At 70.6% G+C, this 26,955-nt stretch carries 23 protein-coding genes and 1 pseudogene; 14 read left to right on the top strand and 10 right to left on the bottom strand.

Features of this window, described 5'->3' with window-relative positions:
* Positions 1–5: 5 nt before the first annotated feature.
* The 5 genes and pseudogenes from ACZ6TU_RS37395 to ACZ6TU_RS37375 all read left to right on the top strand — a co-directional run bounded on the left by ACZ6TU_RS37395 (position 6) and on the right by ACZ6TU_RS37375 (position 8,136).
* Positions 6–1,244 (top strand): LmeA family phospholipid-binding protein, encoded by a 1,239-nt coding sequence (locus ACZ6TU_RS37395; RefSeq protein WP_469553256.1) that lies wholly within the window; start codon positions 6–8, stop codon positions 1,242–1,244.
* Positions 1,245–1,341: 97 nt separating this feature from the next.
* The gene (locus tag ACZ6TU_RS37390; protein WP_467681427.1) at positions 1,342–1,650 is read left to right on the top strand and encodes a trypco2 family protein; all 309 of its coding nucleotides are present in this window, start codon (positions 1,342–1,344) and stop codon (positions 1,648–1,650) included.
* A 27-nt stretch (positions 1,651–1,677) separates the two neighbouring features.
* A complete protein-coding gene (locus tag ACZ6TU_RS37385) occupies positions 1,678–6,252 on the top strand; it encodes a trypsin-like peptidase domain-containing protein (RefSeq protein WP_469553254.1) in 4,575 nt (1,524 codons plus the stop codon).
* A gap of 46 nt (positions 6,253–6,298) precedes the next feature.
* Positions 6,299–6,960: pseudogene (locus ACZ6TU_RS37380) on the top strand (ATP-binding cassette domain-containing protein); the annotation flags it as partial.
* Positions 6,961–7,113: 153 nt separating this feature from the next.
* Positions 7,114–8,136 (top strand): glycoside hydrolase family 5 protein, encoded by a 1,023-nt coding sequence (locus tag ACZ6TU_RS37375; protein WP_467681423.1) that lies wholly within the window; start codon positions 7,114–7,116, stop codon positions 8,134–8,136.
* 75 nt (positions 8,137–8,211) lie between these two features.
* On the opposite strand, the gene ACZ6TU_RS37370 is transcribed toward ACZ6TU_RS37375, so the two are convergent.
* The 3 genes from ACZ6TU_RS37370 to ACZ6TU_RS37360 form a co-directional block, all read right to left on the bottom strand.
* Entirely contained in the window at positions 8,212–10,269 is a 2,058-nt protein-coding gene (locus tag ACZ6TU_RS37370; RefSeq protein ID WP_469553252.1) for a pectinesterase family protein, read from the bottom strand.
* 74 nt (positions 10,270–10,343) lie between these two features.
* Entirely contained in the window at positions 10,344–10,634 is a 291-nt protein-coding gene (locus tag ACZ6TU_RS37365) for a hypothetical protein (protein ID WP_469553251.1), read from the bottom strand.
* A complete protein-coding gene (locus ACZ6TU_RS37360; protein WP_469553249.1) occupies positions 10,631–10,855 on the bottom strand; it encodes a hypothetical protein in 225 nt (74 codons plus the stop codon). Before ACZ6TU_RS37360 ends, ACZ6TU_RS37365 begins: the two co-directional genes overlap by 4 nt.
* A 140-nt stretch (positions 10,856–10,995) precedes the next feature.
* Here ACZ6TU_RS37360 and ACZ6TU_RS37355 point away from each other — a divergent pair, with 140 nt between their 5' ends.
* Positions 10,996–11,829, top strand: a complete 834-nt coding sequence (locus tag ACZ6TU_RS37355; protein WP_467681546.1) for a helix-turn-helix domain-containing protein — start codon at positions 10,996–10,998, stop codon at positions 11,827–11,829.
* Entirely contained in the window at positions 11,826–12,023 is a 198-nt protein-coding gene (locus tag ACZ6TU_RS37350; RefSeq protein ID WP_467681415.1) for a DUF397 domain-containing protein, read from the top strand. Before ACZ6TU_RS37355 ends, ACZ6TU_RS37350 begins: the two co-directional genes overlap by 4 nt.
* Here ACZ6TU_RS37350 and ACZ6TU_RS37345 read toward each other — a convergent pair.
* Genes ACZ6TU_RS37345 through ACZ6TU_RS37320 form a run of 6 tightly spaced genes read right to left on the bottom strand, consistent with a single transcriptional unit; the run spans position 12,013 to position 17,358 of the window.
* Complete coding sequence (locus ACZ6TU_RS37345; RefSeq protein ID WP_467681414.1) at positions 12,013–12,948, bottom strand: LysR family transcriptional regulator; 936 nt, start codon at positions 12,946–12,948, stop codon at positions 12,013–12,015. The genes ACZ6TU_RS37350 and ACZ6TU_RS37345 overlap by 11 nt on opposite strands.
* A gap of 4 nt (positions 12,949–12,952) precedes the next feature.
* The gene (locus ACZ6TU_RS37340) at positions 12,953–13,588 is read right to left on the bottom strand and encodes an ABC transporter (RefSeq protein WP_469553294.1); all 636 of its coding nucleotides are present in this window, start codon (positions 13,586–13,588) and stop codon (positions 12,953–12,955) included.
* Between the two features lie 17 nt (positions 13,589–13,605).
* Positions 13,606–15,120, bottom strand: a complete 1,515-nt coding sequence (locus tag ACZ6TU_RS37335) for an ABC transporter permease (protein ID WP_469553247.1) — start codon at positions 15,118–15,120, stop codon at positions 13,606–13,608.
* Positions 15,117–15,977, bottom strand: a complete 861-nt coding sequence (locus tag ACZ6TU_RS37330) for an ABC transporter ATP-binding protein (protein ID WP_467681411.1) — start codon at positions 15,975–15,977, stop codon at positions 15,117–15,119. The genes ACZ6TU_RS37335 and ACZ6TU_RS37330 overlap by 4 nt, the downstream gene beginning before the upstream one ends.
* On the bottom strand, positions 15,974–16,810 hold the full coding sequence (locus ACZ6TU_RS37325) for a cupin domain-containing protein (protein ID WP_469553246.1): 837 nt from the start codon (positions 16,808–16,810) through the stop codon (positions 15,974–15,976). The genes ACZ6TU_RS37330 and ACZ6TU_RS37325 overlap by 4 nt, the downstream gene beginning before the upstream one ends.
* Positions 16,807–17,358 (bottom strand): RNA polymerase sigma factor, encoded by a 552-nt coding sequence (locus tag ACZ6TU_RS37320; protein ID WP_467681407.1) that lies wholly within the window; start codon positions 17,356–17,358, stop codon positions 16,807–16,809. Before ACZ6TU_RS37320 ends, ACZ6TU_RS37325 begins: the two co-directional genes overlap by 4 nt.
* Positions 17,359–17,511: 153 nt before the next feature.
* On the opposite strand from ACZ6TU_RS37320, the gene ACZ6TU_RS37315 reads away from it, so the two are divergent.
* From ACZ6TU_RS37315 to pstB, 7 genes are all read left to right on the top strand, one after another.
* Positions 17,512–19,878, top strand: coding sequence for an RNA degradosome polyphosphate kinase (locus ACZ6TU_RS37315; protein WP_467681405.1), 2,367 nt, complete (start codon positions 17,512–17,514; stop codon positions 19,876–19,878).
* Positions 19,859–21,001, top strand: coding sequence for a CHAD domain-containing protein (locus ACZ6TU_RS37310; RefSeq protein ID WP_469553244.1), 1,143 nt, complete (start codon positions 19,859–19,861; stop codon positions 20,999–21,001). Before ACZ6TU_RS37315 ends, ACZ6TU_RS37310 begins: the two co-directional genes overlap by 20 nt.
* The gene (locus ACZ6TU_RS37305) at positions 20,998–21,447 is read left to right on the top strand and encodes an NUDIX hydrolase (RefSeq protein ID WP_467681401.1); all 450 of its coding nucleotides are present in this window, start codon (positions 20,998–21,000) and stop codon (positions 21,445–21,447) included. Before ACZ6TU_RS37310 ends, ACZ6TU_RS37305 begins: the two co-directional genes overlap by 4 nt.
* Before the next feature lie 239 nt (positions 21,448–21,686).
* On the top strand, positions 21,687–22,811 hold the full coding sequence (gene pstS / locus ACZ6TU_RS37300; protein ID WP_467681399.1) for a phosphate ABC transporter substrate-binding protein PstS: 1,125 nt from the start codon (positions 21,687–21,689) through the stop codon (positions 22,809–22,811).
* Positions 22,812–22,944: 133 nt separating this feature from the next.
* Positions 22,945–23,946 (top strand): phosphate ABC transporter permease subunit PstC, encoded by a 1,002-nt coding sequence (gene pstC, locus ACZ6TU_RS37295; RefSeq protein ID WP_467681397.1) that lies wholly within the window; start codon positions 22,945–22,947, stop codon positions 23,944–23,946.
* Complete coding sequence (pstA, locus tag ACZ6TU_RS37290; protein WP_467681395.1) at positions 23,943–25,004, top strand: phosphate ABC transporter permease PstA; 1,062 nt, start codon at positions 23,943–23,945, stop codon at positions 25,002–25,004. Before pstC ends, pstA begins: the two co-directional genes overlap by 4 nt.
* Before the next feature lie 42 nt (positions 25,005–25,046).
* A complete protein-coding gene (pstB, locus tag ACZ6TU_RS37285) occupies positions 25,047–25,823 on the top strand; it encodes a phosphate ABC transporter ATP-binding protein PstB (RefSeq protein ID WP_467681393.1) in 777 nt (258 codons plus the stop codon).
* 130 nt (positions 25,824–25,953) lie between these two features.
* On the opposite strand, the gene ACZ6TU_RS37280 is transcribed toward pstB, so the two are convergent.
* The gene (locus ACZ6TU_RS37280; protein WP_469553242.1) at positions 25,954–26,952 is read right to left on the bottom strand and encodes an inorganic phosphate transporter; all 999 of its coding nucleotides are present in this window, start codon (positions 26,950–26,952) and stop codon (positions 25,954–25,956) included.
* Between the last annotated feature and the right edge of the window lie 3 nt (positions 26,953–26,955).

The raw sequence follows: 26,955 nt of genomic DNA, 5'->3' as shown, positions 1-26,955 counted from the left end.
AGACGATGCGCACCCCCCACCGCGTAGACACGCAACACCTTCCCCACGACCGCTCCGAGCAGCCCCGCAACCCCTACGACGAACTCGGCGCACTCGACGACGGCCCGCTGGAGGAGACCCCTCTGGAGGACTTCCTCGGCGAGGACGCCGAGCGGCGGGACGAGCAGGAACCTCAGTGGTCGCCGCCCGACCACCGTCGTGGCGGCCGGCGTCGGCGGAATCGTTTCGCCGGACTGCCGCTCGCGATCAAGGCGGTGGTCGGGCTCGTCGTGCTCGCCGCCTTCGTCGCCCTCGCCGACCGCTGGGCCCTGCTGTACGCCGAGCACCGGGCCGCCGACACGCTCAAGGACCGACTCGACCTCGCGGCGGCGCCCGAGGTGGAGATCGGCGGGTTCCCCTTCCTCACCCAACTCGCCGACAAGCGACTGGAGTCGGTGAAGGTGACCGTCCCGGACGTCGCCGCCGACCGGGTCTCGCTGGCGAGGGTGTCGGCCACGGCGCACGACATCCGGCTGGAGGCCGACGGTCTCACGTCCGTGCGCGGCGCCCACGTCCCCCGGTTCGACGGGGACGTCCTGCTCTCCTTCGAGGACCTCAACCGCGAACTGGGCGCCTCCCAGGTGACGTTCACCGGCGAGGGCCGCGACCGCGTCCGGGCCCGCGGCACCCTGCCCGTCGCCGGACACGACCTGCGGCTGCGCGCCGAGGCCCGGATACAGCGGCAGGGCGAGCGGGGCATCGCCACGGAGATCGGCGGAATGCGGCTCGACATCGGAGACCTGGCCACCTACCGCCCCGGCACCCGCCCCGCGGAGGGCCTGCACCTGACCCCCAAGGGGACCGCCGACCTCTCCCGCCAGACCCGCAAGGCCAAGGCGCTGCTCTCGGTCCCGGCCATCGTGCAGCGGATGGGTGTGCCCGAGGCGACCGTGCGCGAGGCCCTGGCCGACGACGGCAAGCTCGCCGAGCTGACCGGCTCCCCGAAGTTCGCCCGCCAGGCCGAGCGCCTCAACCTCATCGACCTGGCCCTGGACAACCCCGACGTGCTCCGCCGCCTCGGCCTCGACCCCAACCTCCTCGACGAGCTGTCCGGCCTGACCCGCCCGGTCCTGGCCGACCGGCTGGCGCTCGCGTTCGAACTGCCGAAGCCGGAGCAGGGGGACGTACGGCTGGACGACGTACGGGTGGAGGAGGACGGCATCCGGGTGCGGGTGTCGGGCTCGGGGCTGACCTTGGGGCGGTGAGCACGTGGAATCCGATCCTCCTGTCCTACAGGGCACTTACCATGCCTGACAGCGACAGCAGGAGTGCCTGGGCAGCGCCCCGGCGGGGGAGGGGAACATGGAGATCAGACTCGCGGACGCGCTGAAGGCGCTCCGGGACGAGCTGGGCGAAGCCGCGCTCCAGGCACAGGGGCAGCCTGTCCGGTTGCACGTGGAAAACGTCAACCTGGATCTTCAGGTGACGGTCACCCAGGCCCGGGAGGGCGGCGGCGGGGTGAAGTTCTGGGTCCTGTCGGCGGACGGAAAGGCGTCCGGGAGCACGTCCACCACGCATACAGTGTCGCTCCAGCTGAAGGCGGAGACATCCGACGGTGGCCGGGTGCTCACCGGCATGGACGGGGCGACCCCCGTCTCTCTGCCGGACTGAGGCACCCAGGGCTGACGGGTGCTGGGCATGACGGGCCGGTTCGAGCGGGTTGCGCAGGTCGTCGGTACGGGAGACGACGGGCGGCCGCGGTTGATGGGGTCCGGCTTCCTGCTGGTGGGTGACCTGGCGATCACCGCCGCGCACGCGGTACGGGACGGAACCAGGCGGTACGAGATACGGACCGTGGCGTCGGCTCGCCGTGCCGTGGTCCGGACAGTGGTGCCGCATCCCGGTCGTGACCTCGCCCTTCTGGTGCTGGACGCGGAGCGGGGCTCGCTGCCACCGGCCCGGTTCGCGGAACTGCCGTGTGACATGGGGCAGATCGCGGTGCACGCGGTCGGCTTCCCGCAGTTCACGCTGGAGGAGGCCCAGCCGCGGAGCCATCAGATGAACGGAACCATCCAGCTCGGATCGGACCGCACCGCTCACCAGATACAGATGGCGGTCGGTACGAGCGATCCGTGGCCGTCCCCCGCCGGCGGATCGCCGTGGTCCGGTTACTCGGGAGCGGGCATCCTCACCGTCTCGGAGGGGCTGCTGGCCGGTGTTGTCACCAGCCATCGCCCTGCTGGTGACCGCAGGGTTCTGACCGGAACCGGCCTGGATGACCTGCGGGACCCCGAGTTCCGGAGAGTCCTCGCCGAGCACGGTGTCGAGGCGTCCCCTCTCCCGGCCCGGCAGGTCGCCCCTCCTGCCACTGCGCCCCCGCACTGGCTGCCGTCCGGCGTTGGCGCGGTGCTGGACCGCCAGCGGGAGGAGGCGGACGAGCTTCCGTACCGCTTCCGGCAGGACCGACGTCCGCGTCGGCTGACCGCCGTGTACGTCCGACAGGTGCTGAGCCGGCCAGAGGCCCGGGAGGCGGAGGGCGCGGCGGGGCGGGAGAGCGCGGAGAGCGGGACCGCGACCAGCAGTGCGCGGGAGGCCGGGCCACCGCAGCGGCTGGAGGACGTCCTGGCGGAAGTGATGGGCCGTGGCACCGGCGGCCATCTGCTCGTCGAGGCCGGGCCGGGCGTCGGGAAGTCCACGCTGTTGAACAGCTGCGCTCTGAACATGGGCGGCTCCGTCCGCACGGCTCCGAGCGCATCCGGTGCTCTGGTCCCCCTCCTGGTCACCGCCTCGCGGCTGGCCGAGACCGGACACTCGCTGGAGAGCTCCGTGGCGCGGGCCACCGGTCTCGACACCGGAGACGGCACGCTGCCGCGGCTGCCGCCCGGAGCCCGCTGGTTGGTCCTGGTCGACGCGCTGGACGAGGTGCATCACGACCAGCGCGGTCGGCTCATCCACCGCCTGGCCGACCATGCCGGGAGCGACGCGTCCGACGCGCCGTGCATGCTGCTCACCACCCGCCCGGACCCCGAGGCCACGGAGGTACTCAAGAAGGCCGGCTTCCCCACCTACCGCCTGGACCCCTTCAGCCGGCCGCGTCTGGAGGACTTCGCCCGCACGTGGTTCACGGACTCCGGCTGCCCGGAGCTGGCCGAGGACTTCCTCCGCCAGCTGGACGAGGGCGGACTGAGCGATCTGCTGCGCAATCCACTGCTGGCGACCGTCACCGCCATCGTCTTCGAGAACGCGCCCGGGACTCCGCTGCCGGACCACCGCTGGGGACTGTACGAGCAGTTCCGGATGCAGTTGCTGGCAGCCAAGCGCGATCGGGCGGAGGAGGGGTGGCGACGGCTGATGGCCCGCGCCGACGGTGTGCCGCGCGCCCGGGGTGCCGTGGGCTGGCTCAGGGAGCATCTCGAGGAACTGGTGCTCCATCTCGCCCACGCCCGGGTCGCCGACGGGGCACAGGACCTCCTGCGGGCGGCGCTGCGCTGGTGGGAGGAGCACGCCACGGACGAGCAGGGCCAGCGATTCGGTGCGGTCCCGCCCCTCGACGGCTGGTCCAACGCCGTCATGGACGCGCTCCTGACGACGGGGCTGGTGGTGCGGGAAGGCAGCGGTGTGGAGTTCCTGCACACCACGTTCGCCGAACATCTGGCGGCGGAAGTACTCGCCGCGGGTCTTCCGGAGGCCTTCGATCTCCGGGACGAGAGCTGGCGTACCAGCCTGCTGGCCGCGTCGGGCCACACAGGCCATCCGCTCAGCGCTCTGCACCGGGACGCGCTCGTCCACTACTGCCACCGTCACCGGGCCGGCGGACGGCGGCTGCTGGAATGGTTGTTGGCGGAAGGATGCGGAACCCAGGACCTGACCAGCGCTCTACTGGCGGGGCGCTGCCCGGCCGAGGACACCCACTATCAGCGGTTTCTGGAGATCGCCGAGGCGCGGTCCGGCCCTGCCGTCTGGAAGATGCTGTCCGGCATTCGGCACCCCGCCATCGAGGCCCACCTCCTTGACCGGGCGTATCGTGCCGGAACGCCGTACCAGGTGAAGGCCGCCACGGCACTGATGGCCCACCGTCCGGCGGATGCCGCGCAGGCTCTTGTGAGGATCTCCGCAACGCTGAACGCGAGCGTGGTGGACCTACGGCACGCGGCGAGCGCCCTGCTCGACAGCCACCCGGAGCAAGCGGACGAGGCCGCTACGATTCTCCGGGCCGTCCTGAGCCACCAGCGGGCCGAGGATTACGATCGGCAGCAGGCTGCCACCCTCCTTGCGGAACTCGGTGACAACCACGCCGCTCAGGCCGCGCGCCTCCTCACCGAGATCGCAGGCGACTCCCTGCTGGACCGTGACCACCGCCTTTCCGCCGCCATGGCGCTGCCCCGCTTCGGTGAAGGGCACCGCCCGGTCGCGGCTCAGGTGATCCGGGACCTGGTGTCCGATCCCCTCAGCCCTTCGTCTTTCCGTCGGCACGCCGCCGGTCAGCTCGCCTCGCTCGGCCCGGCGTACGCCGACCCGGCCGCACAGGTGCTCCAGGACATCGCGGCCGACCCGAACGTCGATCCACTGCAACGGACACTGTCCGCGATGGAGCTGACCCACTTTCCCCCTCAGCACAGGGAGTACGCTGCCCGGGCCTGCCGGGCGATCATGGACGACGTCACCCTGGAAACCCGTGACCGCGCCTACGTAGGGGGGTATCTGGCACGGCTGGGCGGCGCCTACGCGGAAGAAGCACGTCATCGGGCGCAACGCATCCTCGAAGCGCGTGACAGCGGTAAAAGCGCGCGCAGGGTGGCGCAGCAGATCATTGACAGCGCGCCGAAGGAAACGCCGGAGGATCAGCTGACGGCTTGGCGGCGCATCCTGGCCGCCCGCCGGACCAGCCCGGCGCTGCGCCTGCGCACTGCGGCTCTCATGGCGGAGGCCGGAAGTGGTACCGCCGACGAGGTGGCGTGTGCGCTGTATTCCGTGCTCGTCGACCGGTACAGCAGCCCCCATGAACGGGCAAGGGCTGCCGTGGCGTTGCAAAGGCTCGGCACTTCAGAACGGGAAACGACCGTCCGGAGGATCCGGTCCCGGCTCATGGACACCAGGACGGCGCGGAAGGATCGCCTCGTCGCGGCACGCGCGTTGCTCGAGCTCCAGGTGCCCGTGCCGGTGAGCGATCCGGCGCTCTGGCAGGACCTTGTGGCCGACCATGAGGTCGAGCCGGGTGACGCGGTGAAGGCGCTGCAGGCCCTGCGCGGAACAGGTGGTGGTCAGGTCGGGGAGACAGCAGCCGCCCTGCGTCGCCGACTGAGCGATTCCCGGCTGGATGCGGAGCAGCGGGAGCAGATCGCACAGCGGCTTCACTCTCTCGGTGAACCCTGGCTGGATCTGATCGTGACCGGGTTGCGGGCCGACCTCGAACGCCCTGACTGCGACAGCAGGCCCCGACGGAACGCCGCACGGGCGTTGTTGGCGCTCGGTGGCAGCCATGTGCCCACGGATCCGGCCGTCCTGTTCGCCCTCGTCACCGATCGTCGGACCAGTGGCAGCGAACGGCTGCTGGCCGCCCGCGCCCTGCTCTGCCTCGACAGTCGACGGGCCGCAGAGGTGGCTCGAGTGGTCTGCAGGATTGCCACACGGCGCAGTTCCGGTGGGATGGACTGGACCACCAGCGGGAACAGGAGCCTCGCCGAGGACATCCTGGTCGATCTGGGTGAGTCGCATGCCGATGCCAGCGCCCGGGCCATCCGCAGGGCGGCCAGACGGCCGTGGACCCGTGCCGGCGACCGCATCGCGCTGGCCGGCCTCCTGACCGCGCTGGGGGAGACGCACGAGCCCGCGGCGGCCGGGATCCTGAAAGGTCTCATCAGACGCCGCTCGACATCCCGCCCGGACCGTGTGCACGCAGCGGAGGAACTGGCCGGACTCGGTGGCCCGTACGCCGACGAAGCGGTGGCGGTCTTCAAGGCATTCGCCCGTGGCCGGCTGGTCGTCGCCGGTAACCACCGCGACCTGGCCCGCTTCATGGTCACGGTCGGCGGCAGGCACCGGATGTCGGCCGCCGACATCCTGGCCGGTCTCATCACCAGCCCGTGGACGACTGCCGAGGACCGCGGCCGGGACGTCAGGGACCTGCTCAGCCTGGGTGGGGAGTTCCGGCCAAAGGCCGTGCGCCTGCTTCGTGCCGTGATCGACGGGGACGGGTACGACCCAGAAGCCAAGCGGGGTGCCGAGCAGTTGCTGGCATCGCTGACTGCGGATGCGCGCGTAAGTTCTGTGTGAATTGTGGTTCGGCTCCCGGGTCGCCTGAAAATCCGTCTCAGCCGCAATCAGCTCGGCCACCGCCGGTGCCCAGCGCCTCGGCGAAATCCTGGACGCCCGCCCGGCCGTCACCGACCCGCCAGCCCCGGTCACTCCCTGACCGGTCCACGGCTGGGTCGGCTTCCACGACGTGACCTTCCGTTACCCGGGGGCGGACCGCGACTCCCTGGAGGGACCACCTTCACGGCCGCGCCCGGCGAACTGGTCGTCGTCACCGGCCCGAGCGGCGCCGGCAAGTCCACGCTGTCCAAGCTCCTGACCCGGTTCTACGATCTGTCCGCGGGCGTGATTCCGCATCAGGGCGCTGCCCGGGGGCTACGACACTCCCCTTGCCCCCGGCACCGCCGCCTCTCCGGCGGCCAGCCCAAGCGCGTCGCCATCGCCCGGGCGATACTCCGCTCCGCCCCCGTCCTGGTCCTCGACGAACCGACGGCCGGTCTCGACTCGTTGGCGACCCGCCAGGTGGTCCGGCCGCTGCGCCGTCTCATGTCCGGCCGTACGACCATCCTGATCACCCACGACCTGAGCCTGGCGGCGGACGCGGACCGGGTGCTGGTCGTGGACGGCGGTCAGCTGATGGAGTGCGGCACCCATGCGGAACTCCTCGCCCGGAGTGGGTCGTACACGCGACTGGCGGGACCGCTGTCGGGAGCTCCGGCCGGTCCGTGAGGCGGGAGAGACCGCTGCTGATCAGCGTTCTTGATGAGATTTGGTGTGCAGATGTGTTGACCTCTGTTGGAGTCCTCTTCTAGTTTGCGGGAGCCAACGAGCCGCCGATCTGTATGCGAGTTCCGCGGACGCAACTGCTCAGAAGGGGACGTCGTGCCACGAAAGACTCATCGGGGGACAGCCGGTCTGGGGGCGCTGCTCGCCTGTGCCACGGCATTCGGCGGGGCTCTCGCCTCCCCCGCCGCCGCCTCCCCCGCCGCCCCGCCGCCCGTCAGCGACTTCAAGGGCGTCAACTGGGCCGACCCGCGCGACAACTACGCCGACGACGCGGTCGTGCCCTCGGGCCTGTCCACCTCCGACGGCTACGCCACGACCTACGCCAAGTCCAGGGCGATCATCGGCGGGTTCTCCAAGCTGGGCGCCAACACCGTCCGCCTCCCGGTGAACCCGACCTCCGTGAACGGCCCGTTCTGGAAGTCGTACCGGGGCGCGATCGACGCCGCCACCGCCAAGGGCTTCAAGGTCATCCTGGGCTACTGGGAGGCCGACAACGCCAAGGACGGCAAGATCGACAACCAGGCCTCCTGGGACCAGATGTGGGCGCGGATCACCTCTGCCTACGCCGGCAACTCCAAGGTGTACTTCGAGCCGATGAACGAGCCGTTCGGCTACACCGCCAAGGAGTGGACCGACATCGCCGCGAAGTGGGTGACCACCCACCGCAACGTGCCCCGCGACCGGATGCTGATCGGCGGGTACAAGTACAGCGAGGACGTCAAGCCGGTCTGCGCGGACCCGCGCCTCGACGGCACCCGGATCGCCCTGCACAACTACGGCTTCTGGCACACCGACTGGACCAGCGTCGACCAGTGGAAGCAGGATTTCAAGGCGCGCATCGGCGACTGCGCCTCGCGCACGATCCTCGACGAGTTCGGCGCCTCGATGACGACCGGACTGGACTACAACGGCCCGGTCAACGGCTCCAACGAGGTCGCGTACATCCAGGCCGCGACCGACATCATCCGCGACCTGGGCCTCGGCTCGGTCTACTGGCCCGGCCTGCGCAACGGTGACACCTACTCCCTCACCACGCTCCAGGGCACGGGCACGAACCTCAGCCTGAAGGTGAACAACCAGAGCGGCCTGGACCGGCTGCACTGGGCCTGGAAGCAGTAGACGTCCCCACGGGAATCACCATGGTGACCCTTCCGGGTCCGGCGCCGCTTGTCAGCCGGACCCGGAAGGGAGCCGTCAGGACGCCGAAGGCGTCCAGCCCGCGAGCCAGTCCACGACCTCCTGGTTCGCGGCCTGCGCGTCGCTCAGGTGCGGCCGGTTGGTACTCGCCGGACCCGCACCCGCGCCGTAGTTGCCGTACTCGGCGAACCGGTCGTCCTTCCACGAGAAGCCGCTCATGTCGGTCCACGGGGTCGACTTGATCGCGTTGCTCAGGTTCGTGTTGCGGACCGTGGCCTGCGGGTCGAGCGTGGCGTCACCGCCCGCGTGCCAGGGCCGCCCGAGGTAGAAGCTGCCGGCCGAAACGTCCCCGTTCACCGTGGAGTTGGCGATCAGGATGCCCCTGCGGTTCGCGGCGGTGCTCGGGGCGGCGATGTAACCGGCCGAGGTGCCGTTCCAGCGCTTCTTCAGCGTGATGATGGACTTGTCGAGGACGGCCGTGGCCCGCCCGAAGATGAAGTCGACGTTGCCGATGACGTAGGAGTTGCTGACGTAGACCCGGCCCAGCCGGTCCTTCGACGCGGTGTCGAGCAGCAGAGTGTCCTGGTCGCCGCTGACGATGATCCCGTCCAGGAACACCTTGTCGGCGGCGGTCCGCAGCGCGACGGCCTGCTGCCCGCTGAGGTGCTGGTTCTTCGCTTCGTCGAAGTCGTTGGAGATGGTCAGGTTGCGGGCCTGGAAGTCGTCGGCCTCGACGGCGACGGTCGCGCTGCCGCCCGTGCCGTACGTGCCGCCGCCGGGCTTCGGCGTACCCGAGGCGTTGTTGTAGACGATCGTCGTGTCCTTGCGGCTGCTGCCGGTGCCCCGGATGGTGACGTGCGGCTTGTTGGACGGCACCTTCACCAACTCCCGGTACGTCCCCGGCTTGACGGCGATCACGACCCGCGACGGATTGTTCGCCGGTACGGCGTTCACGGCGGCCTGCACGGTCGTGTACTGCCCGCTGCCGTCCTTGGCCACGGTGAGGGTGGTGGCCTTGGCGGCCTTGGTGGAGGCGGCAGTCGTACCGATGGAAGCGCGGGGCCCGGCACCGGACTTGAGGATCGACGGAAGGTCGGCGGCCTTGTCGAGGGTGTACCGGTAGTAGGCCTTCGGGTCGAAGGCGGTCCCGCCGCTCTCGTTGCGCCCGCTGGTGCCGGAGAAGGAGTTCCCGCGCTGGACGATGGCGGCGCCGCTGTCCTTGATGACGGGGTTCATGACGCCCTTGAAGAGGGAGTTCTCCAGGACCATCTTCGTCGCGCCGCGCGAGTAGTTGCCGTACGACGACTTGATGTCCGTGCCCGGGGCGTCCTCGAGGAAGTTGTTGTAGAGGTGGGCGTGGGCGGCGTTGTCGGTGGACGGGTTGCGCTGCTCGGTCTCGCGGATCCAGTTGTGGTGGATCGTGATGTCGGTCTTGACGTTCTCGGTCCAGCCGATGCCGAAGGTCTTGTTGTTGTCGCTCAGCTTGTTCCAGGAGACGGTGACGTTCGTGCTGTCCTTGCGGACGTCGATGAGCCCGTCGGCCATGTGCCGCAGATCGTTGTGATCGATCCAGACGTGATGCGCGCCGTCCATCTGGATCGCGTCGAAGTCGTGGTCCTTGTCGTTCCAGATGCCCTGGTACGCGTCCCGGATGGTCAGATTCCGGATGATCACGTTGTGAACCCCGGACCCGAGGAAGAACCCGCCGCCGACGATGTGCCCGGAGGTCCCGGACCCGACGATGGTCTTGTCGGACTGCACCTTGATCTCTTTGCCGACCGGGTTCATGTTGATCGTGCCGGCGACGACGATGACGTACGGCTCCTTGGCCGTGGCGTACTTCTCCAGGTCGGCCTGCGTCTTCACGGTGACGGTCTTGCCGTCCCGGCCGCCGTACGTCCCGTTCTGGCCGAGGGAGTTGACGGAGGCGAACCCGTCGGCGGTGTCGGCGGCCCAGGCCGGGGCGGCGGCGGAGGCCTGCTGGGCGGTGGAGCCGAGGACGCCGAGGTCGGTGCCGTAGGCGAGGGTGCCGGCGGCGGTCAGGGCCAGTGGGACACCGACCGCCAGGGCCGTGCGGCTTCTGCGGTGCCGGGGCTTGCTGCGCAGCTCACTCATGCGGCGAATCCGTTCCATGCGGGGGGATGGTCCGGGGGTGGGTTGCCGCTGGGCGCGAAAAGGTTGCCGGGTCTTCATGTGCCGTATTCGGTCGGGGACTTGGGGTCGGTGCGTTCCCCACGACTGACCGCGACGCGCAGCACGTCCCCCAGCGACTCCAACGTCCTGACCAGCGCGAAACGCACGGCACGTTCACCGGCCCCGGTGTCGCGGAGTACGGCCTGGGCGCCTGCGAGGACCTGTTCGGCGGAGGCGAGTTGAGCGGCCTCGACGTCGTCGGCGAGCCGTGAGAGGAGGCTGTCCGGGTCGTCGGTGCTGAGGTAGCAGGGTTTGCCGTCGGTGCCGGTCCAGGGGAGCAGCCTCATACGAACACCTCCACGGTGCGGAGGTACGGCCTTACGAGCGGGGTGTCCATCACCAGGGGCTCTTCCACATCGAGGGGTTGGGGTGTGGATGTCGGCGGGGAGTGGGGGATGGTCCACGACCGTTGGGCCGGCACCGCCCGGTGACGCCCCCGGGCGGGCAGCAGGATCCGCACGAGGAGGAGCAGGACCGACTCGCAGAGTTCAGCGATGCGCAGGCGCACGGGGGTGTCCCTTCTCAGGGCAGGAGGCAGGGGTGTGACGAGCGGTGATTACCGTTCGTGCCTTGATGGTCACTGGTCGCACGTACGCTGCGGAAGGGGCCAGGTGTTGCCTGGCGCTCCAGGCAACGGTGAGGGGTGACGTGGGCGAAGTGGTTGACGGGGAGCGGGAGTCGGGGCGGGCTGCACTCGGCCGGACGCTGAGGTTCCTGAGGGAGCAGGCGGGCAAGTCGCTCGGGCAGTTGGCCGAGGACACCGGGTACGACAAGAGCTACTTGAGCCGCTTGGAGAAGGGGGAGCGACTCTCCAAACGGGCGGTCATGGAGGACCTGGACAGCTACTACGGGTCCGGTGACCTGCTGGTTCGTGAATGGCGGGACGCACGCCGCGAAGTCATCAAGGACAAGTACAAGGCGTTCATGGACCTTGAGGCCACGGCCCAGATCATGTGGATGTTCCAGCTGCGCGTGCCGGGTCTCTTGCAGACCGAGGACTACGCCCGAGCGGTGTTGTCAGGGTTGTCTGGCGCCCAGACAACAGCAGGCAACAGTGAGGACGTCGAGGAACAGGTGGCCGCGCGGATGGGGCGGCAGGAGTTGCTCTTCCGTGAGTCGGCACCGGACGTACGCGTGATCCTGGACGAGGCGGCTCTGCGGCGGCCCGTTCCCAACGCGAAGGTGTGGGCGGAGCAGTTGTCACACCTCCTGGATGCGGCCGAGTTGCCTAACGTCGCGATCCAGGTACTGCCCTTCGCGGTCGGGGTGCACGACCTCATGGACAGTCACCTCTGGCTCTTCTGGCAGCGCGTCGGCGATCCAGTTGCCTGGACGGAGGGCAACGGTTTTGGTGCGCTGATCCAGGATCCGGACAAGGTTCTGCACTTCCGTTTGTCCTACGATCGCGTCAGGGACGCGGCGCTGACTCCCGTGGAGTCGACGGCGTTCATCAAGCGCCTTCTGGAGGAGTGCAGAGAATGAACCGAGCCCCTGACCTCACCACCGCCGTGTGGCGCAAGTCGTCCTACAGCGACGGGGGTGGCACCAACTGCCTCGAGGTAGCCGACAACCACCCTGGCACAGTCCCCGTCCGCGACAGCAAGCAGTCCGACGGCCCGATACTCGTGTTCGGCGCGAGCCCCTGGGCGTCGTTCCTGACGTACGTCACCGAGTAACCGCCCACGCCGGTTTCCAGACCTCCCCCTCGGTCAGCCGCGGGCGCGTCGCCAGCAGGTGGTCGCGCAGTGCCGCCAGGCCGGGATGCGGATTGTCCGTGCGCCAGAGGAGGGAGTGCGGGTAGACCGGGGTCGGGTCACGCAGGGGCACGAGGCGCAGGTCGTGGTCGGCCGGCCAGACCAGCGGGGTTCGTTCGCTGAGGAAGGTCGCCAGGGTCGGGGAACCCGCGATGGTGTCGAGGAGGGCCTCGATGCCGAAGTTGGGACCGATCGTGTCGATGGCGGGGCCGAAGGCCTCGGCGAGTTCGTCGTAGTAGGCCGACCACTCCGTGCCGGGTGCGTTGCCCGGCATCCAGATCCTCTGCCCGGCCAGTTGCGCGGGTGTCACCGAGGCGGCTCGGGCGAACTCGTGGTCGGGGCCGACGCACAGGCGCAGCGGCTCGTCCAGGACGGGGACGGCCTCGATGCCGTCGGGGAGCCGGCGCCCGGGCATGGTGACGGCACGGAACGTGGCGTCGACGGCCCCGTCCCGCACGGCGGCCACCGCCGTATCCGCGTCGAAGAGCGTGACGACGTCCAGGGCGATCTCCGGATGCGCCCGGTGGAAGTCCCGCACCAGCCCCGCCGTGGCCACCCGGCGCCCCACGACGTCCACCCGCAGCGCGCGCTCCCCGGGGCGCACGGCTGCCACCGCCCGCTCCTCCGCCTGGAGCAGGGCCCGGGCGTGCGGCAGGAGCACCTGCCCGTCGATGGTGAGCTCCGCGCCGCGCGGCGTACGCACCAGCAGCCGCACCCCCAGGTCCCTCTCCAGCGCGGCGATCCGCTTGGAGACCGCCTGCTGGGTGAGCGACAGGTCCACGGCGGCCTTCTGGAACTGCCCGGCATCGGCGATCGCGACGAAGGCCCGCACGGCTTTGAGGTCCACGCCGTCACCCTAGGGTTCCTGAACGACGGCCCGGCACCACGCGCCAGGACCTCCGCCGCAACGGTTCCACCACACCCAGCACCCCCACGAGCACGGCCCCTGCCAGCACCACCGCCCACCGGTCGTGCGCCGCCGCCCATCGCTCGTCCGCCACCGGCACGAACAGCGCCCACCGCCCGGGCCAGAACACCATGGCCAGTACCGCCGAGGTCAGCAGGCCGGCCGCGACCCGCGGTCCGGGCCGCGTGACCTCGGTGAAGCGCACCGCGACCGCCGCACCGGCCACCGCCAGGGCGAACGCCGCCCCGGCCTCCAGCGTGGTGTCGGCGACCGGCGGCCGTAGCTCCGGCGGCACGAGCAGCAGTGCCGCGGTCCACCAGGCCGCCGTCGCGGGGACGACGAGGGCCACCCGCAGCGCGATGCGGACCGGGCGCGGGGTCGGCACGGTGGCCGTGGTGTGCCGGGCGGGGTCGTCCAGGAGGAACACCAGGCCCATCGCGAAGGCCAGGACCGCGGCCCGCAGCAGGTGCAGGGAGAGCTGTTCGCCCGTCTCACCGGTGATCCGGGTGAGCGCGGCGAGCAGCAGTCCCGCCCCGCCGGCCGTGCCGACCACGCCCCACGGCAGGGTCCGGCAGGCCATGACGACCAACTCCGTGCTCAGTCGAGGCACTTGTCGTCCCCCTCGGGTGCCTTCACGCCCAGCAGCCTCGCCGCCCGGGCCGCCGTCACCTTGGGCTCGGTCAGTTCGGCCCAGTGGGACTTCACCCGGGCGGTGACCTCGCCGCGGGGCCGGTCCAGCAGTTCGCGCAGGACCTCCGTCTGGGCGGCCGTCATGTACATCCCGTCCGTCGGCTGGAGCACCAGGGCCGAGCCGGTCACGCTGTCGTCGAGGCGGACGCGGCGCAGGGCCGCCACCGGGTCGGACTCCCAGCCCAGGGCCAGCCACATGACGGTGACCATGCGGCCGTCGCACATCGAGGTGGACGCCTTCTCGTTGCCCGCGACCAGCACGCCGGCCACGGCCGCCGAGAACTCGGGGACGCGGTTTCCGCCCCACCGAGTGCCCACGGTCACCTCGTGCGGACGCTCCAGGGGCGTCAGCGCGGCATCGCCGGAGAGCCCGTAACTGGCCTCGATCCGTTGCCGTACGACGATTTGCTGCTCATGGGCGCTGCCACCGGCCAGGGACCTCACCCGGTCCACGACCCCGGCCCAGTCCGCGACCCGCGGTCCCCACTCGGGGAACGCGCAGTACGTCGACCCGTCCCGCCGGACACAGGTCTGCACCTGGTCCGGGTTCGCCGTGGCCCGCTCCCGGGCCCGGACCAGCTCGGGCGAGTCGCCGCCGGCCTGGGCGACCCCGCCCACCAGCGTCATGGCCACCGCCCCGGCGACCCCGGCCATCACCAACGGCTTACGGCCGCCGTCGACCAGCACCGCCGCCAGGCCCGCGCACAGCGCCAGCCCGGCCAGATACAGCGCGTGCCAGGCGGCGGGCCTGCCCAGCAGGTCGGACGGCAACGTACTGGCGGTCGGCTCGACGACCACCGGCATGAGCCACCGGGTCCCGCCGTCGCTCGGGCCGCCCGAGAAGAACATGAACAAGAACAGGAAGAACACGACCGTCAGCGGTGCGGCGATCGCCGACCTCACCAGCCCGGCCATGAGCAGTCCGACCAGCCCGGACAGCAACACGATCAGCGGCCCCACGAGCAGTTCGGCCACCGAACCGTGCCCGATCGCCCCGGGCCTGAGCGCCTCCCGGCCGAACTGCGCGGCCACACATCCGGCGGTGAGCAGGGCCGCGCCCACGACCGACAGCGCGTGGGCGACCGTACGCCGCCACGGCGGGAGGACCAGCACCGAGAAGTGGTGCTCCGTACCGTGCCGTCGCGAGCGCAGCGCGGCGTGGTTGACGGACAGCAGGACCGCGAGGCCGACCAGCATCGGCGCGCTCTGGGTGGCGCGGTCGACGTCCTGGAGGGCCGGGTAGCCGTCCCAGTCCTTCCCGCCGCGCCACACGGTCCAGCCGAGGTACACGAGGAAGGCGATGACCACCGGCACTCTCGTCAGCAGCCGGCGCGTCTCGAACAGGGCCAAGGCCGCCACGGCCGCTCCCGAGGACCCGGGCCGTACATCGGACACGACCGGCTTCTCCACCACCGTCGTCATGCCGCCACCTCCACGGCGTCACCGTCGAGGGTGAGCAGGTAGCCGTCCTCCAGGGTGGGTTCGAGCAGCTCGGCACCGTCCGGCGGATCCCCCACGTTCCGGAAGGCCCCGGTTCCCGTACGCCACCCCGCCTTGGCGTCCGGATCGCGCTCCGTGCTGCTCCACACCCGCCCGGCGGCCCGCGCCGTCAGCTCGGCCGGAGTGCCCTCGAACCGGACCCGGCCGCCGGCCATGACCAGCACCCGGTGACAGAGCATCGCCACGTCCTCCGTCTGGTGGGTGGACAGCAGCACCGTGCGCCCCTCCCCGGCCCCCGCGATCAGCTCCCGGAACCGCATGCGCTGTTCGGGGTCCAGTCCGACGGTGGGCTCGTCCAGCACCAGGAAGCCGGGGTCACCGACCAGGGCGGCGCCCAGGGCGACCCGCTGCCGCATGCCGCCGGACAGCTTGCGGATCCGCTTGCCCCGCACGTCGGCGAGCCCCACCTCGTCGAGCACCCGCCGCACCTCGCGGTGCCGGGCGGCCCGGTCGGTCATCTCCTTGAGGATCGCCACGTAGTCGACGAACTCGAAGGCGGTGAAGTCCGGGTGGAACCCCGGTGTCTGCGGCAGATAGCCCAGCCGGCGCCGCACCTCCTGCCTGCCCCGCGCGGTGCCCGGGTCGTGCCCGAGCACGGTGAAGGCGCCCCGGTCGGCGGGCAGGGCCGTGGCGAGGACCCGCAGCAGCGTGGTCTTTCCGGCGCCGTTGGGCCCGAGCAGCCCGGTGACGCCGCCGGTCAGCCGCAGCGACACGTCGTCGAGGGCCCGGGTGCCGCCGTAGTGGAGGCTGAGCCCGGAGGCGGACACGGTCGGAGTCATACGGCACGTCCCTGGAAGAGGTCGAATCGGTCACGGAAGAGGAAGAGCAGCCCGGCGGCGAGCGCGGCGACCAGCGCCGCCACGCCCTGCCCGGCGGGGGTGAACGGCGCGAGCGGCACCTCGGGCCCCGCCCGCAGCGCCTCGGCCAGCACCAGCAGCCCGACCCACGCCCCACCGACCAGCGACGGCGCGAGCACCGGCCCCAGCCGGGGCGTCAGCGCCAGCCCGGTCGCGGTGAGCGCGAGCGAGGGCAGCAGCCAGGCCAGCGCACGCAGCCCGTACTCGGGCAGCGCGAGCGTCGCGAGCCCGTTCAGCCCCAGCACCACGCCCAGCACGGCCACCGTCCGGATCATCAGCAGCCGGAACCCGTGCATCGGCGCGACGACGGCCATCTCGTACGTCGGATCCAGCGCGGGCCCGTACGACAGCGCCACCCCCGCCAGCGGCAGCAGCGGCGCGAGAGCGAGGAACAGCGTGGGGAACTCCCCGTTCCGCACGGCGTGCCCGGCCCCGACGCTCAGCAGCAGCACGGCGACGACGGCCCCCAGCCACGACCGCCGCAGCACCGGCGCCGCCGCCAGCAGCCGCGCGGTGTGCCCGGCCACCCCGACCCGGACCAGCAGCGACTCCAGCACCCCCACCCGGGGCGCGTCGAGCTCGGCGTCGAGTCGCTCCCACCCCGCGTCGAGCGCGACCGGATCACTCACCTCGGCGAGCACGCCCCGGCACGCGGCACAGGCACCCAGGTGCGTATCGGCGGACCACAGAGCCGGTGCCGCCAGCTCGCCGCGCGCATAGGCGCGCAGATCCTCTTCAGGCACGTGCCAGCTCATGCCAACGCCTCCCGCAACTGCTTCCGGGCCCGCATCGCCCGCGTCTTGACCGTCCCCGGCGGAATCCCCAGCAGCACGGCGGCCTCCCGGGTCGACAGCCCGTCGATGACGGTCGCCTGCAACACCGCCCGCAGCTCGGGCGACAGCCGGACCAGCGCGCCGGCGAGGTCCCCGTGCTCCACCCCCGCGAGCACGCGCTCCTCCGCCGACACCTCGTCCCGGTGCCTGAGCCGCGCCAGCGCCTGCCGCAGCCGCCCGCGTGCCCCGTCGCCCCGCAGCGCGTCCACCAGCCGCCGCGACCCGATGCGCCACAGCCACCCGGCTGCGTCCCCGGAGTAGCCCTCCTCCCGGTAGCGGGCCTTGCCCCGCCACACCGCGAGGAACGTCTCCTGTACGACGTCGTCGACGACACTCACGTCGGCGCACCGGCCCCGCAGCCGGGCGCGGAGCCACGGCGCGTACCGCCGGTACAGCTCCTCGAAGGCACGCCGGTCGGCGTCCGCGGCAACGGCCCGCAGCAGCTCCCCGTCGCTTCTCGTTTCGCTCACGTCTCCTCATCGGACGACCCCGTTCGACCGGTTCACGAAAGCACGCCCGGTTTTCCGGCCGGCACCGAACGCACCCCCGCGAGCCGCCCCCCGCTATCCCACACGTCATGTCTCCGTAACCATCGATTCAGACGGGCTTGCGAGGCTCGGCCAATGACTCCCGCCGTGCCAGAGCCTTCACCGCCCCGAGAGGGGCCTGGGGGGAACGGGAACACTCATGTGACGCCCCCGCTCCCACCCGCGCTTTCCGACGCGCCCGTGATGCTCGCGGCGCGGAAGAATGGGTCCATGAGCCAGCCGAACAACCAGGCACAGGTCCAGCACGCGCAGCCCTCCGTGGGCTCCATAGCAGCCCACCGCCCGCACACCATCGCGGCGGCCGTCTCCGAACTCGAACCCGACATCGATGCCGACCTCGACGCGTACGAGGAGTCGCCGTACGACGGACCCCAGCTGCCGCACGGCCGTTTCCTCGACCGGGAGCGAAGCTGGCTCGCGTTCAACGAACGCGTCCTCGAACTCGCCGAGGACCCGAACACGCCCCTGCTGGAGCGGGCCAACTTCCTCGCGATCTTCGCCAGCAACCTGGACGAGTTCTTCATGGTCCGGGTGGCCGGTCTGAAGCGCCGTATCGCCACCGGCGTGGCCACCCGCTCCGCCTCCGGTCTCCAGCCGCGCGAAGTGCTGGAGATGATCTGGGCCCGCTCCCGCGAGATCATGGCCCGGCACGCCGCCTGCTACCACGAGGACGTCGCCCCGGCACTCGCCGAGGAGGGCATCCACCTGGTCCGCTGGAGCGAGCTCCAGGAGAAGGAGCAGGCCCGCCTGTTCACCCTGTTCCGGCACCAGATCTTCCCCGTGCTGACCCCGCTGGCGGTCGACCCGGCCCACCCCTTCCCGTACATCTCCGGCCTGTCCCTGAACCTGGCCGTCGTCGTACGGAACCCGGTCACGGGCCACAAGCACTTCGCCCGCGTGAAGGTGCCGCCGCTGCTGTCCCGCTTCCTGGAGAGCTCCCCGGGCCGCTACGTCCCCATCGAGGACGTCATCGCCGCCCACCTGGAGGAGCTGTTCCCGGGCATGGAGGTGCTGGAGCACCACGCCTTCCGCCTCACCAGGAACGAGGACCTGGAGGTCGAGGAGGACGACGCCGAGAACCTGCTCCAGGCGCTGGAGAAGGAGCTCATGCGGCGCCGCTTCGGGCCGCCGGTGCGCCTGGAGGTCGAGGAGTCCATCGACCGCGAGGTCCTGGACCTGCTGGTGCGCGAGCTGAAGATCAGCGAGGCCGAGGTGTACCCGCTGCCGGGCCCCCTCGACCTCACGGGCCTGTTCCGGATCGCCTCCCTCGACCGGCCGGAGCTGAAGTACCGCAAGTTCGTCGCCGGCACCCACCGCGACCTCGCCGAGGTCGAGTCGGCGTCCGCGCCGGACATCTTCGCCGCCCTGCGCGAGCGGGACGTCCTGCTGCACCACCCGTACGACTCGTTCTCCACCTCCGTCCAGGCCTTCCTGGAGCAGGCGGCCGGCGACCCGGACGTCCTCGCGATCAAGCAGACCCTGTACCGGACCTCGGGCGACTCCCCCATAGTCGACGCCCTCATCGAGGCCGCCGAGACCGGCAAGCAGGTCCTCGTCCTGGTCGAGATCAAGGCCCGCTTCGACGAGCACGCCAACATCAAGTGGGCGCGCAAGCTGGAGGAGGCCGGCTGCCACGTGGTCTACGGCCTGGTCGGCCTGAAGACCCACTGCAAGCTGTCGCTGGTGGTCCGCCAGGAAGGCGAAACGCTCCGCCGCTACAGCCACGTCGGCACCGGCAACTACCACCCGAAGACGGCCCGCCTCTACGAGGACCTCGGTCTGCTCACGGCCGACCCGCAGGTCGGCGCCGACCTCTCGGACCTCTTCAACCGCCTCTCCGGCTACTCCCGCCGCGAGACCTACCGCCGTCTCCTCGTCGCCCCGAAGTCGCTGCGCGACGGCCTGGTCTCGCGGATCACCAAGGAGATCCAGCACCACCGCGCCGGACGGCCCGCGTACGTCCGTATCAAGGTCAACTCGATGGTCGACGAGGCCGTCATCGACGCCTGCTACCGCGCGGCCCAGGCGGGCGTGCCGGTGGACGTGTGGGTGCGCGGCATCTGCGCGCTGCGCCCGGGCGTGACGGGCCTGTCGGAGAACATCCGGGTCCGCTCCATCCTCGGCCGCTTCCTGGAGCACTCGCGGGTGTTCGCCTTCGGCAACGGCGGCGAGCCCGAGGTGTGGTTCGGCAGCGCCGACATGATGCACCGCAATCTCGACCGCCGGATAGAGGCCCTGGTCCGGGTCACCGACCCGGCGCACCGGGCAGCCCTGAACCGGCTGCTGGAGACCGGCATGTCCGACACCACCGCCTCCTGGCACCTCGGCCCGGACGGCGACTGGACGCGGCATGCGACCGACGCGGACGGCCAGCCCCTGCGCAACGTCCAGGAGATGCTCATAGACGCCCGGAGGCGCCGGCGTGGCACAGCGACACCTTGACCCGACGGACCCGATGGCCGGCCCTGCCCCCACCGGGGACGCCCTCGCGGGCTACCTGCGGGCCCAGGCCACGGAGTTCCTCCGCGCGCTGCGCCTGCACCGGGAGACCGGTTCCGGGGCGAGCGGCGCGGAGGGGTCCGCCGACGCGGCCCGCGCGCTCCGCCGCTCGGCCCGCCGCATCAGCGCCAGCCTGCACACGTTCCAGGCCCTCCTCGACACGGACTGGTGCGAGGGCATGCGCCCCGAACTGGCCTGGGTCTCAGGCACCCTGGCCATGGAACAGGCGTACACGGCGCGCCTGGAACGCCTGCTGAGCGCCCTGCACCGCTTGTCGGGCTCCACTGCGTTGCCGACACAGACGGCAGGCGCGGCCGCCGGCGCACGTACCGACTCAGCTGCGGGCAGTCGTGCCGCTGGGGCGGCACGGGTGGGCGCAGCGGCACCTGGCAACGCCAGCTCCCCGACCCACCCGACCAGCACCACGGAGCGCGGCAACCTCACAGTGGGAGCAGCAAAAGCCGGCGCTCTCTTGGACCGCCAACTCACACTCGCGCGCACCCGAGCCCACTCCACCGCCCTGCAAGCCCTCGGCTCCAGCCGTTTCCACGCCATCGCGGACAAGGTCGCCGTCCTGGCCAGCGAGGTCCCCCTGACCCGGACCGCGGCCACCACGGACCTCCGCCCCCTGGCCACCGCCGCGAAGGACCGCCTCGCCGACGCCGTAAGCGTCCTGCCCCTCGTCACCGCAGGCCACCCGTACAACGCCGCCGCACTCATCCACGGCCTGTCCCCGGACACGGTCCCGCACCCGCAGGACGCCCCCTGGCACCAGGTCCGCCTGCTCCTGCGCCTGCACCGCTACGCCCGCGAAGCGGTCCGCGGCGAACCCGACGGCACCTCCGTCGTCGACCTGCGTCTGCTCTCCGCCGGCCAGGCCCTGAACCGCCACCGCGACGCCTCGGAGGCGGCGGCAGCGGCGGCCCAGGCGGCCCGCACCCCTCGTATCGCCCCGGCCACGGCGTACGCCCTCGGCGTGCTCCATGCCGACCAGCGGCACGAGGTGGAGGCGGCACGCTTCGCCTTCCAGCAGGCCTGGCAGAAGGAGACGGTGAGTACCCGGTGAGCTCCGGCTCCCCCGAGGACACCACGGTTCAGGCGGCCGGCTGCGTCCTGTGGCGCCGCTCCCCCCTCACCGGCGGGCTGGAGCTCTGCCTCGTGCACCGGCCGAAATACGACGACTGGTCCTGGCCGAAGGGCAAGCTGAAGCGCGACGAGGAGCCGCTCGCCGGCGCCCTGCGCGAGGTCGCGGAGGAGACGGGCTGCCGGGCCGAGCCGGGCGCCGAGCTGCCCACCCAGCGCTATCTGGCCGACGGCCGCCCCAAGCAGGTCCGCTACTGGGCGGCCGAGGCGATGTCCTGCGCGTTTTCCCCGACGGCTGAGGTGGACCGGGTGCTGTGGCTGACACCTGTCGCTGCCCGCGCCCGCCTCACCCAGCCCCACGACCGCCCCTTGATCGACGCGCTGCTCGCCGTGCTGAACCGGCCACGACCCGCCGGAAAACCGGACTGAACCCCTCAGGTCCGGAAAGCGGAACCCGTGCGTACTCTCCCCGTGAGCATTCCGTGACCTAACCACACCGTCGGCAGGGGTTCACCCCTCGTTCACTCGCGGCCATCGGCGCCTTCATCTGATCTGCCTAATTTCAGCCGTACCAGATGCGAGCCGCGCCTGCCGTGCGCGGCCTCGTCCCGCGACACCAAGACTTCGCACGCCGCCGATCAGGACGGCGGCTCCTGGAAGGAACTCAAGTGAAGCTTCAGCGCATGAACCGGCGGGCCCTCGCTCTCGGTGCTCTTGCCGTCTCCGGCGCCCTGGCCCTCACGGCGTGCGGCTCCGACGACACCGGCGGCAACAGCGGCGGTGCCGCCGCGGCCCCCAAGCCCGGCAGCATCAAGTGCGACGACGCCAAGGGCCAGCTGCTGGCCGACGGCTCGTCCGCGCAGAAGAACGCGATCGACGCCTGGGTCAAGCAGTTCACCTCTGCCTGCCAGGGCACCCAGATCAACTACAAGGGCGGCGGCTCCGGCGCCGGTGTCACCGCGTTCACCCAGGGCCAGGTCGCCTTCGCCGGCTCCGACTCCGCCCTGAAGCCCGACGAGGTCACGGCCTCCAAGAAGGTCTGCTCCGGCGGCCAGGGCATCGACCTGCCGATGGTCGGCGGCCCGATCGCGGTCGGCTTCAACGTCAGCGGCGTCGACAACCTCGTCCTGGACGCCTCCACCCTGGCGAAGATCTTCAACAACGAGATCACCAACTGGAACGACCCGCAGATCAAGAAGCTGAACCCCGACGCGAAGCTTCCGAACCTCAAGATCCAGGCGTTCCACCGCTCGGACGACTCCGGCACCACGGACAACTTCACCAAGTACCTGATGGCCACCGCCAAGAAGGACTGGCCCTACGACGGCGGCAAGACCTGGCAGGCCAAGGGCGGCCAGTCCGCCTCCGGCTCCTCCGGTGTCGCCCAGCAGGTGAAGCAGACCAACGGCGCCATCGGCTACTTCGAGCTGTCGTACGCCAAGGACGGCCTGAAGACCGTCGACCTCGACACGGGCGCCGCCCAGCCGGTCAAGGCCACCGTCGACAACGCCACCAAGGCCATCTCCGAGGCCAAGGTCGTCGGCACGGGCAAGGACCTCTCGCTGGAGCTGAACTACGGCACCAAGGCCGAGGGCGCCTACCCGATGGTCCTCGTCACGTACGAGATCGTCTGCGACAAGGGCAACAAGGCCGACACGCTGCCCGCCACCAAGGCGTTCCTGCGCTACATCGCCTCCGAGGAAGGCCAGAAGGTCCTCGCCGAGAACGACTACGCGCCGATCCCCGCCGACATCATCTCCCAGGTCCGCACCACCATCGAGGGCCTGAGCTGATCCGAGTGCGGTCCGGCCCCCTTCCCGGGACCGGACCGCACCGTCCGGTGCACCGCCGCCAGTGGCCGTACGGCGTGTACGGCTCCGCAGAGCCGCCGCACACCGCGTACGGCTCCGCAGACCGGAGAACCTGATGGACACATCCACGCAGACAACCGACGCACCTCCCCCCGTTCAGCAACCCACCGCCGACAAGCGCGCCGCGCGCGGAGCCACCCGGCCCGGAGACCGGATCTTCCTCGGTCTCTCCCGCGGCTCGGGCATCCTGCTGCTGGTGATCATGGCCGCGATCGCGGTCTTCCTCACCTACCGCGCCTCCCTCGCCATCAGCAAGGACCAGGGCAACTTCCTCACGACGTTCCAGTGGGACACCAACCTCGTCCCGCCGAACTTCGGCATCGCCGTCCTGGCCTTCGGCACGGTCGTCTCCTCGATCGTCGCCATGGTCATCGCGGTCCCGATCGCCGTCGCCATCGCGCTGTTCCTCACGCACTACGCCCCGCGCCGGCTACGCGGCCCCATCGCGTACGTGATCGACCTGCTCGCCGCCGTGCCGTCCATCGTCTACGGCCTCTGGGGCGCCCTCGTCCTCGTGCCGCACATGAACGGCCTCTTCGGCTGGCTGAACGACTACCTCGGCTGGACCGGCATCTTCTCCTGGCAGGGCGGCGCCCCCCGCTCCATGCTGACCGTCGGCATCCTGCTCGCGATCATGATCCTGCCGATCATCACCAACGTGAGCCGCGAGGTCTTCCGCCAGGTCCCGCAGATGCACGAGGAGGCGGCCCTGGCGCTCGGCGCCACCCGCTGGGAAGTGATCCGCATGGCGGTCATCCCCTTCGGCCGCTCCGGCGTGATCTCCGCCTCGATGCTCGGCCTCGGCCGCGCCCTCGGCGAGACCATGGCCGTCGCCACGGTGCTGTCCCCGACCTTCCTGATCCAGACCAGCCTGCTCGACCCGGGCGGCGGCACGTTCGCCCAGAACATCGCCAGCAAGTTCGGTGAGGCCACCGAGTTCGGCCGGGACGCGCTGATCGCCTCCGGCCTGGTCCTGTTCGTCATCACCCTGCTGGTCAACGGCGCGGCCCGCGCGATCATCGCCCGCCGCAAGGAGTACTCGGGGGCCAACGCATGAGCACCGCAACCATCACCCCCAAGGGCCCCAGCACCCTGCGCGGCGCCCGTCTGCCCAAGTGGTCCCCGTTCGCCATCGCCGCCGGCTCCGTCGCCGTCGCGATCGGCATCGGCATCGCCGGCGGCCTGCACAGCCGCGTCCAGTGGGGCCTGATCGCCGCGATCGTCTACGTCGTCGCCACGTACGCCATCGCCGCGGGCGTCGAGGGCAAGCGCCAGGCCAGGGACCGCATCGCGACCTCCCTCGTCTGGGTCGCCTTCCTGCTCGCCGTCGTCCCGCTGGCCTCGCTGATCTGGTCGACGGTCGCGCGCGGTGTGAAGGTCCTCGACGTCTACTTCCTGACGCACTCCATGGGCGTGGTCGCCGACACCGAACCCGGCGGCGGCATCTACCACGCCATCCTCGGCACCCTGGAGCAGGTCGGTCTCGCCACGGTGATCGCCGCGCCGATCGGTGTGCTCACCGCGATCTACCTCGTGGAGTACGGCCGGGGCAACCTCTCCAAGGCCATCACGTTCTTCGTCGACGTCATGACCGGCATCCCGTCGATCGTCGCGGGTCTGTTCATCCTCAGCCTCATGCTGATGTTCGACATGGAGCCCTTCGGCTTCGCCGGCTCGCTGGCCCTGGCGATCCTGATGATGCCGGTGGTCGTCCGCTCCACGGAGGAGATGCTCAAGCTCGTCCCGAACGAGCTGCGCGAGGCCTCCCTGGCGCTCGGCGTCCCGAAGTGGCGCACCATCCTGAAGGTGGTCCTGCCGACCTCCATCGGCGGCATCACCACGGGCATCATGCTGTCGATCGCGCGCATCACCGGTGAGACCGCCCCGGTCCTGCTGCTGGTGTGGGGCAACGCGTTCATCAACGCCAACCCCTTCGAGGGGGCGCAGGCCTCGCTGCCGCTGTACATCTACCAGCAGTACGCGAACAGCGCGGGCTCCGGTGCGGCGTACGACCGCGCCTGGGCGGCGTCGCTCACCCTCATCGCCTTCGTGATGCTCCTGAACCTGGTGGCCCGCGGGATCGCCCGCTGGAAGGCCCCTAAGACCGGTCGCTGACGGCGGCCACAGCGACTGACTGAGTCTGGAAGTGAAGCAGTAATGGCCAAGCGAATCGACGTAAGCGGACTCACCGCCTACTACGGCTCCCACAAGGCGATCGAGGACATCTCGATGACCGTCGAACCGCGCTCGGTGACGGCGTTCATCGGCCCGTCCGGATGCGGCAAGTCGACGTTCCTGCGCACCCTGAACCGGATGCACGAGGTGACCTCGGGCGGCCGGGTCGAGGGCAAGGTGCTGCTCGACGACGAGGACCTCTACGGCACGGGCATCGACCCGGTGTCGGTCCGCCGTGAGGTCGGCATGGTGTTCCAGCGGCCGAACCCGTTCCCGACGATGTCGATCTTCGACAACGTGGCGGCGGGGCTGCGGCTGAACGGCAGCTACAAGAAGAGCGAGCTCTCCGACATCGTCGAGCGGTCGCTCAAGGGCGCGAACCTCTGGAACGAGGTCAAGGACCGCCTGAACAAGCCCGGCTCGGGCCTCTCCGGTGGTCAGCAGCAGCGTCTGTGCATCGCGCGGGCGATCGCGGTCGAGCCGAACGTCCTGCTCATGGACGAGCCCTGCTCGGCCCTGGACCCGATCTCCACCCTGGCGATCGAGGACCTGATCGGCGAGCTGAAGGAACGCTTCACGATCGTCATCGTCACGCACAACATGCAGCAGGCGGCGCGGGTCTCCGACCGCACGGCGTTCTTCAACCTCTCGGCGGTCGGCCAGCCCGGCAAGCTCATCGAGATCGACGAAACGGAGCGCATCTTCTCCAACCCGTCGGTCCAGGCCACGGAGGACTACATCTCCGGCCGCTTCGGCTGAGCCACCCTCGCCGAGACCCCTCGCGGTGCTGCATGGCGGTGCCACCGCGAGGCCGAAAAGGGCCCGCCCCTACTCCCAGGGGCGGGCCCGTTCGCGTACTACCCGGCTCCAGCACAACGCCCAGCAGCACCTACATGAACGCCAGATTCACGATCCCGTACGACGCCGCGGCCACCAGCGCAGCGGCCGGCATCGTGATGAACCACCCCAGAATGATGTTCTTGGCGACACCCCACCGCACGGCGTTCACGCGCTTCGTCGCCCCGACCCCCATGATCGCCGACGTGATGACGTGCGTCGTCGAAATCGGCGCCTTGAACAGGAACGCCGTGGCGAACATGATCGACGCCCCCGTCGTCTCCGCCGCGAATCCCTGCGGCGGATCCAGCTCGATGATCTTGCGCCCCAGCGTCCGCATGATCCGCCACCCACCGGCGTACGTCCCCAGCGACAGCATCACCGCACAGGCGATCTTCACCCACACCGGAATCGGATCGCCGTAGTCCTCGACATCCGCGATGACGAGCGCCATCACCACGATGCCCATCGTCTTCTGCGCGTCCTGAAGCCCGTGTCCCAGCGCCATACCGGCCGCCGAGACGGTCTGCGCTATGCGGAACCCGCGCTTGGCCTTGTGCGGGTTCGCCTTCCTGAATATCCACATGATCGCGGTCATCACGAGATAGCCGGCCAGCAGACCGACCACCGGAGACACGAACATCGGGATGACGACCTTCTCCAGCACCCCGTGCCAGTAGACCGTCGTCCCACCGGCGAGCGCCGCCCCCACCATGCCGCCGAACAAGGCGTGCGAGGAGGAAGAGGGCAACCCGAAGTACCAGGTGATGAGGTTCCAGACGATCGCCCCCACCAGCGCGGCGAAGAGGATGCCCATCCCCTTCGACCCCACCGGCGTCTGGATCAGCCCCTCGCTGACGGTCTTGGCGACCCCGGAGCCCATGAAGGCACCGGCGAGGTTCATCACCGCGGCCATGGCCAGCGCGGCCTTCGGCGTCAGCGCCCGCGTCGACACGGACGTGGCGATCGCGTTCGCCGAGTCGTGGAAACCGTTGGTGTACGTGAAGAAGAGCGCGACCCCGATGGTCACGACCAGAGCAAAGGTGTCCATGAA

The organism is Streptomyces sp. NPDC052064, from assembly GCF_055585925.1.
The sequence above is the reverse complement of the archived record's forward strand: the minus strand, read 5'-3'. Positions and strand labels throughout refer to the sequence as shown.

Bases quoted from the DNA above. Each gene is read 5' to 3' on its own strand.
- ACZ6TU_RS37395 (WP_469553256.1), top strand. From the start codon at position 6: ATGCGCACCCCCCACCGCGTAGACACGCAACACCTTCCCCACGACCGC.
- ACZ6TU_RS37390 (WP_467681427.1), top strand. From the start codon at position 1,342: ATGGAGATCAGACTCGCGGACGCGCTGAAGGCGCTCCGGGACGAGCTG.
- ACZ6TU_RS37385 (WP_469553254.1), top strand. From the start codon at position 1,678: ATGACGGGCCGGTTCGAGCGGGTTGCGCAGGTCGTCGGTACGGGAGAC.
- ACZ6TU_RS37370 (WP_469553252.1), bottom strand. From the start codon at position 10,269: ATGAGTGAGCTGCGCAGCAAGCCCCGGCACCGCAGAAGCCGCACGGCC.
- ACZ6TU_RS37365 (WP_469553251.1), bottom strand. From the start codon at position 10,634: ATGAGGCTGCTCCCCTGGACCGGCACCGACGGCAAACCCTGCTACCTC.
- ACZ6TU_RS37350 (WP_467681415.1), top strand. From the start codon at position 11,826: ATGAACCGAGCCCCTGACCTCACCACCGCCGTGTGGCGCAAGTCGTCC.
- ACZ6TU_RS37340 (WP_469553294.1), bottom strand. From the start codon at position 13,588: ATGGCCTGCCGGACCCTGCCGTGGGGCGTGGTCGGCACGGCCGGCGGG.
- ACZ6TU_RS37335 (WP_469553247.1), bottom strand. From the start codon at position 15,120: ATGACGACGGTGGTGGAGAAGCCGGTCGTGTCCGATGTACGGCCCGGG.
- ACZ6TU_RS37330 (WP_467681411.1), bottom strand. From the start codon at position 15,977: ATGACTCCGACCGTGTCCGCCTCCGGGCTCAGCCTCCACTACGGCGGC.
- ACZ6TU_RS37325 (WP_469553246.1), bottom strand. From the start codon at position 16,810: ATGAGCTGGCACGTGCCTGAAGAGGATCTGCGCGCCTATGCGCGCGGC.
- ACZ6TU_RS37315 (WP_467681405.1), top strand. From the start codon at position 17,512: ATGACTCCCGCCGTGCCAGAGCCTTCACCGCCCCGAGAGGGGCCTGGG.
- pstC (WP_467681397.1), top strand. From the start codon at position 22,945: ATGGACACATCCACGCAGACAACCGACGCACCTCCCCCCGTTCAGCAA.
- pstA (WP_467681395.1), top strand. From the start codon at position 23,943: ATGAGCACCGCAACCATCACCCCCAAGGGCCCCAGCACCCTGCGCGGC.
- pstB (WP_467681393.1), top strand. From the start codon at position 25,047: ATGGCCAAGCGAATCGACGTAAGCGGACTCACCGCCTACTACGGCTCC.
- ACZ6TU_RS37280 (WP_469553242.1), bottom strand. From the start codon at position 26,952: ATGGACACCTTTGCTCTGGTCGTGACCATCGGGGTCGCGCTCTTCTTC.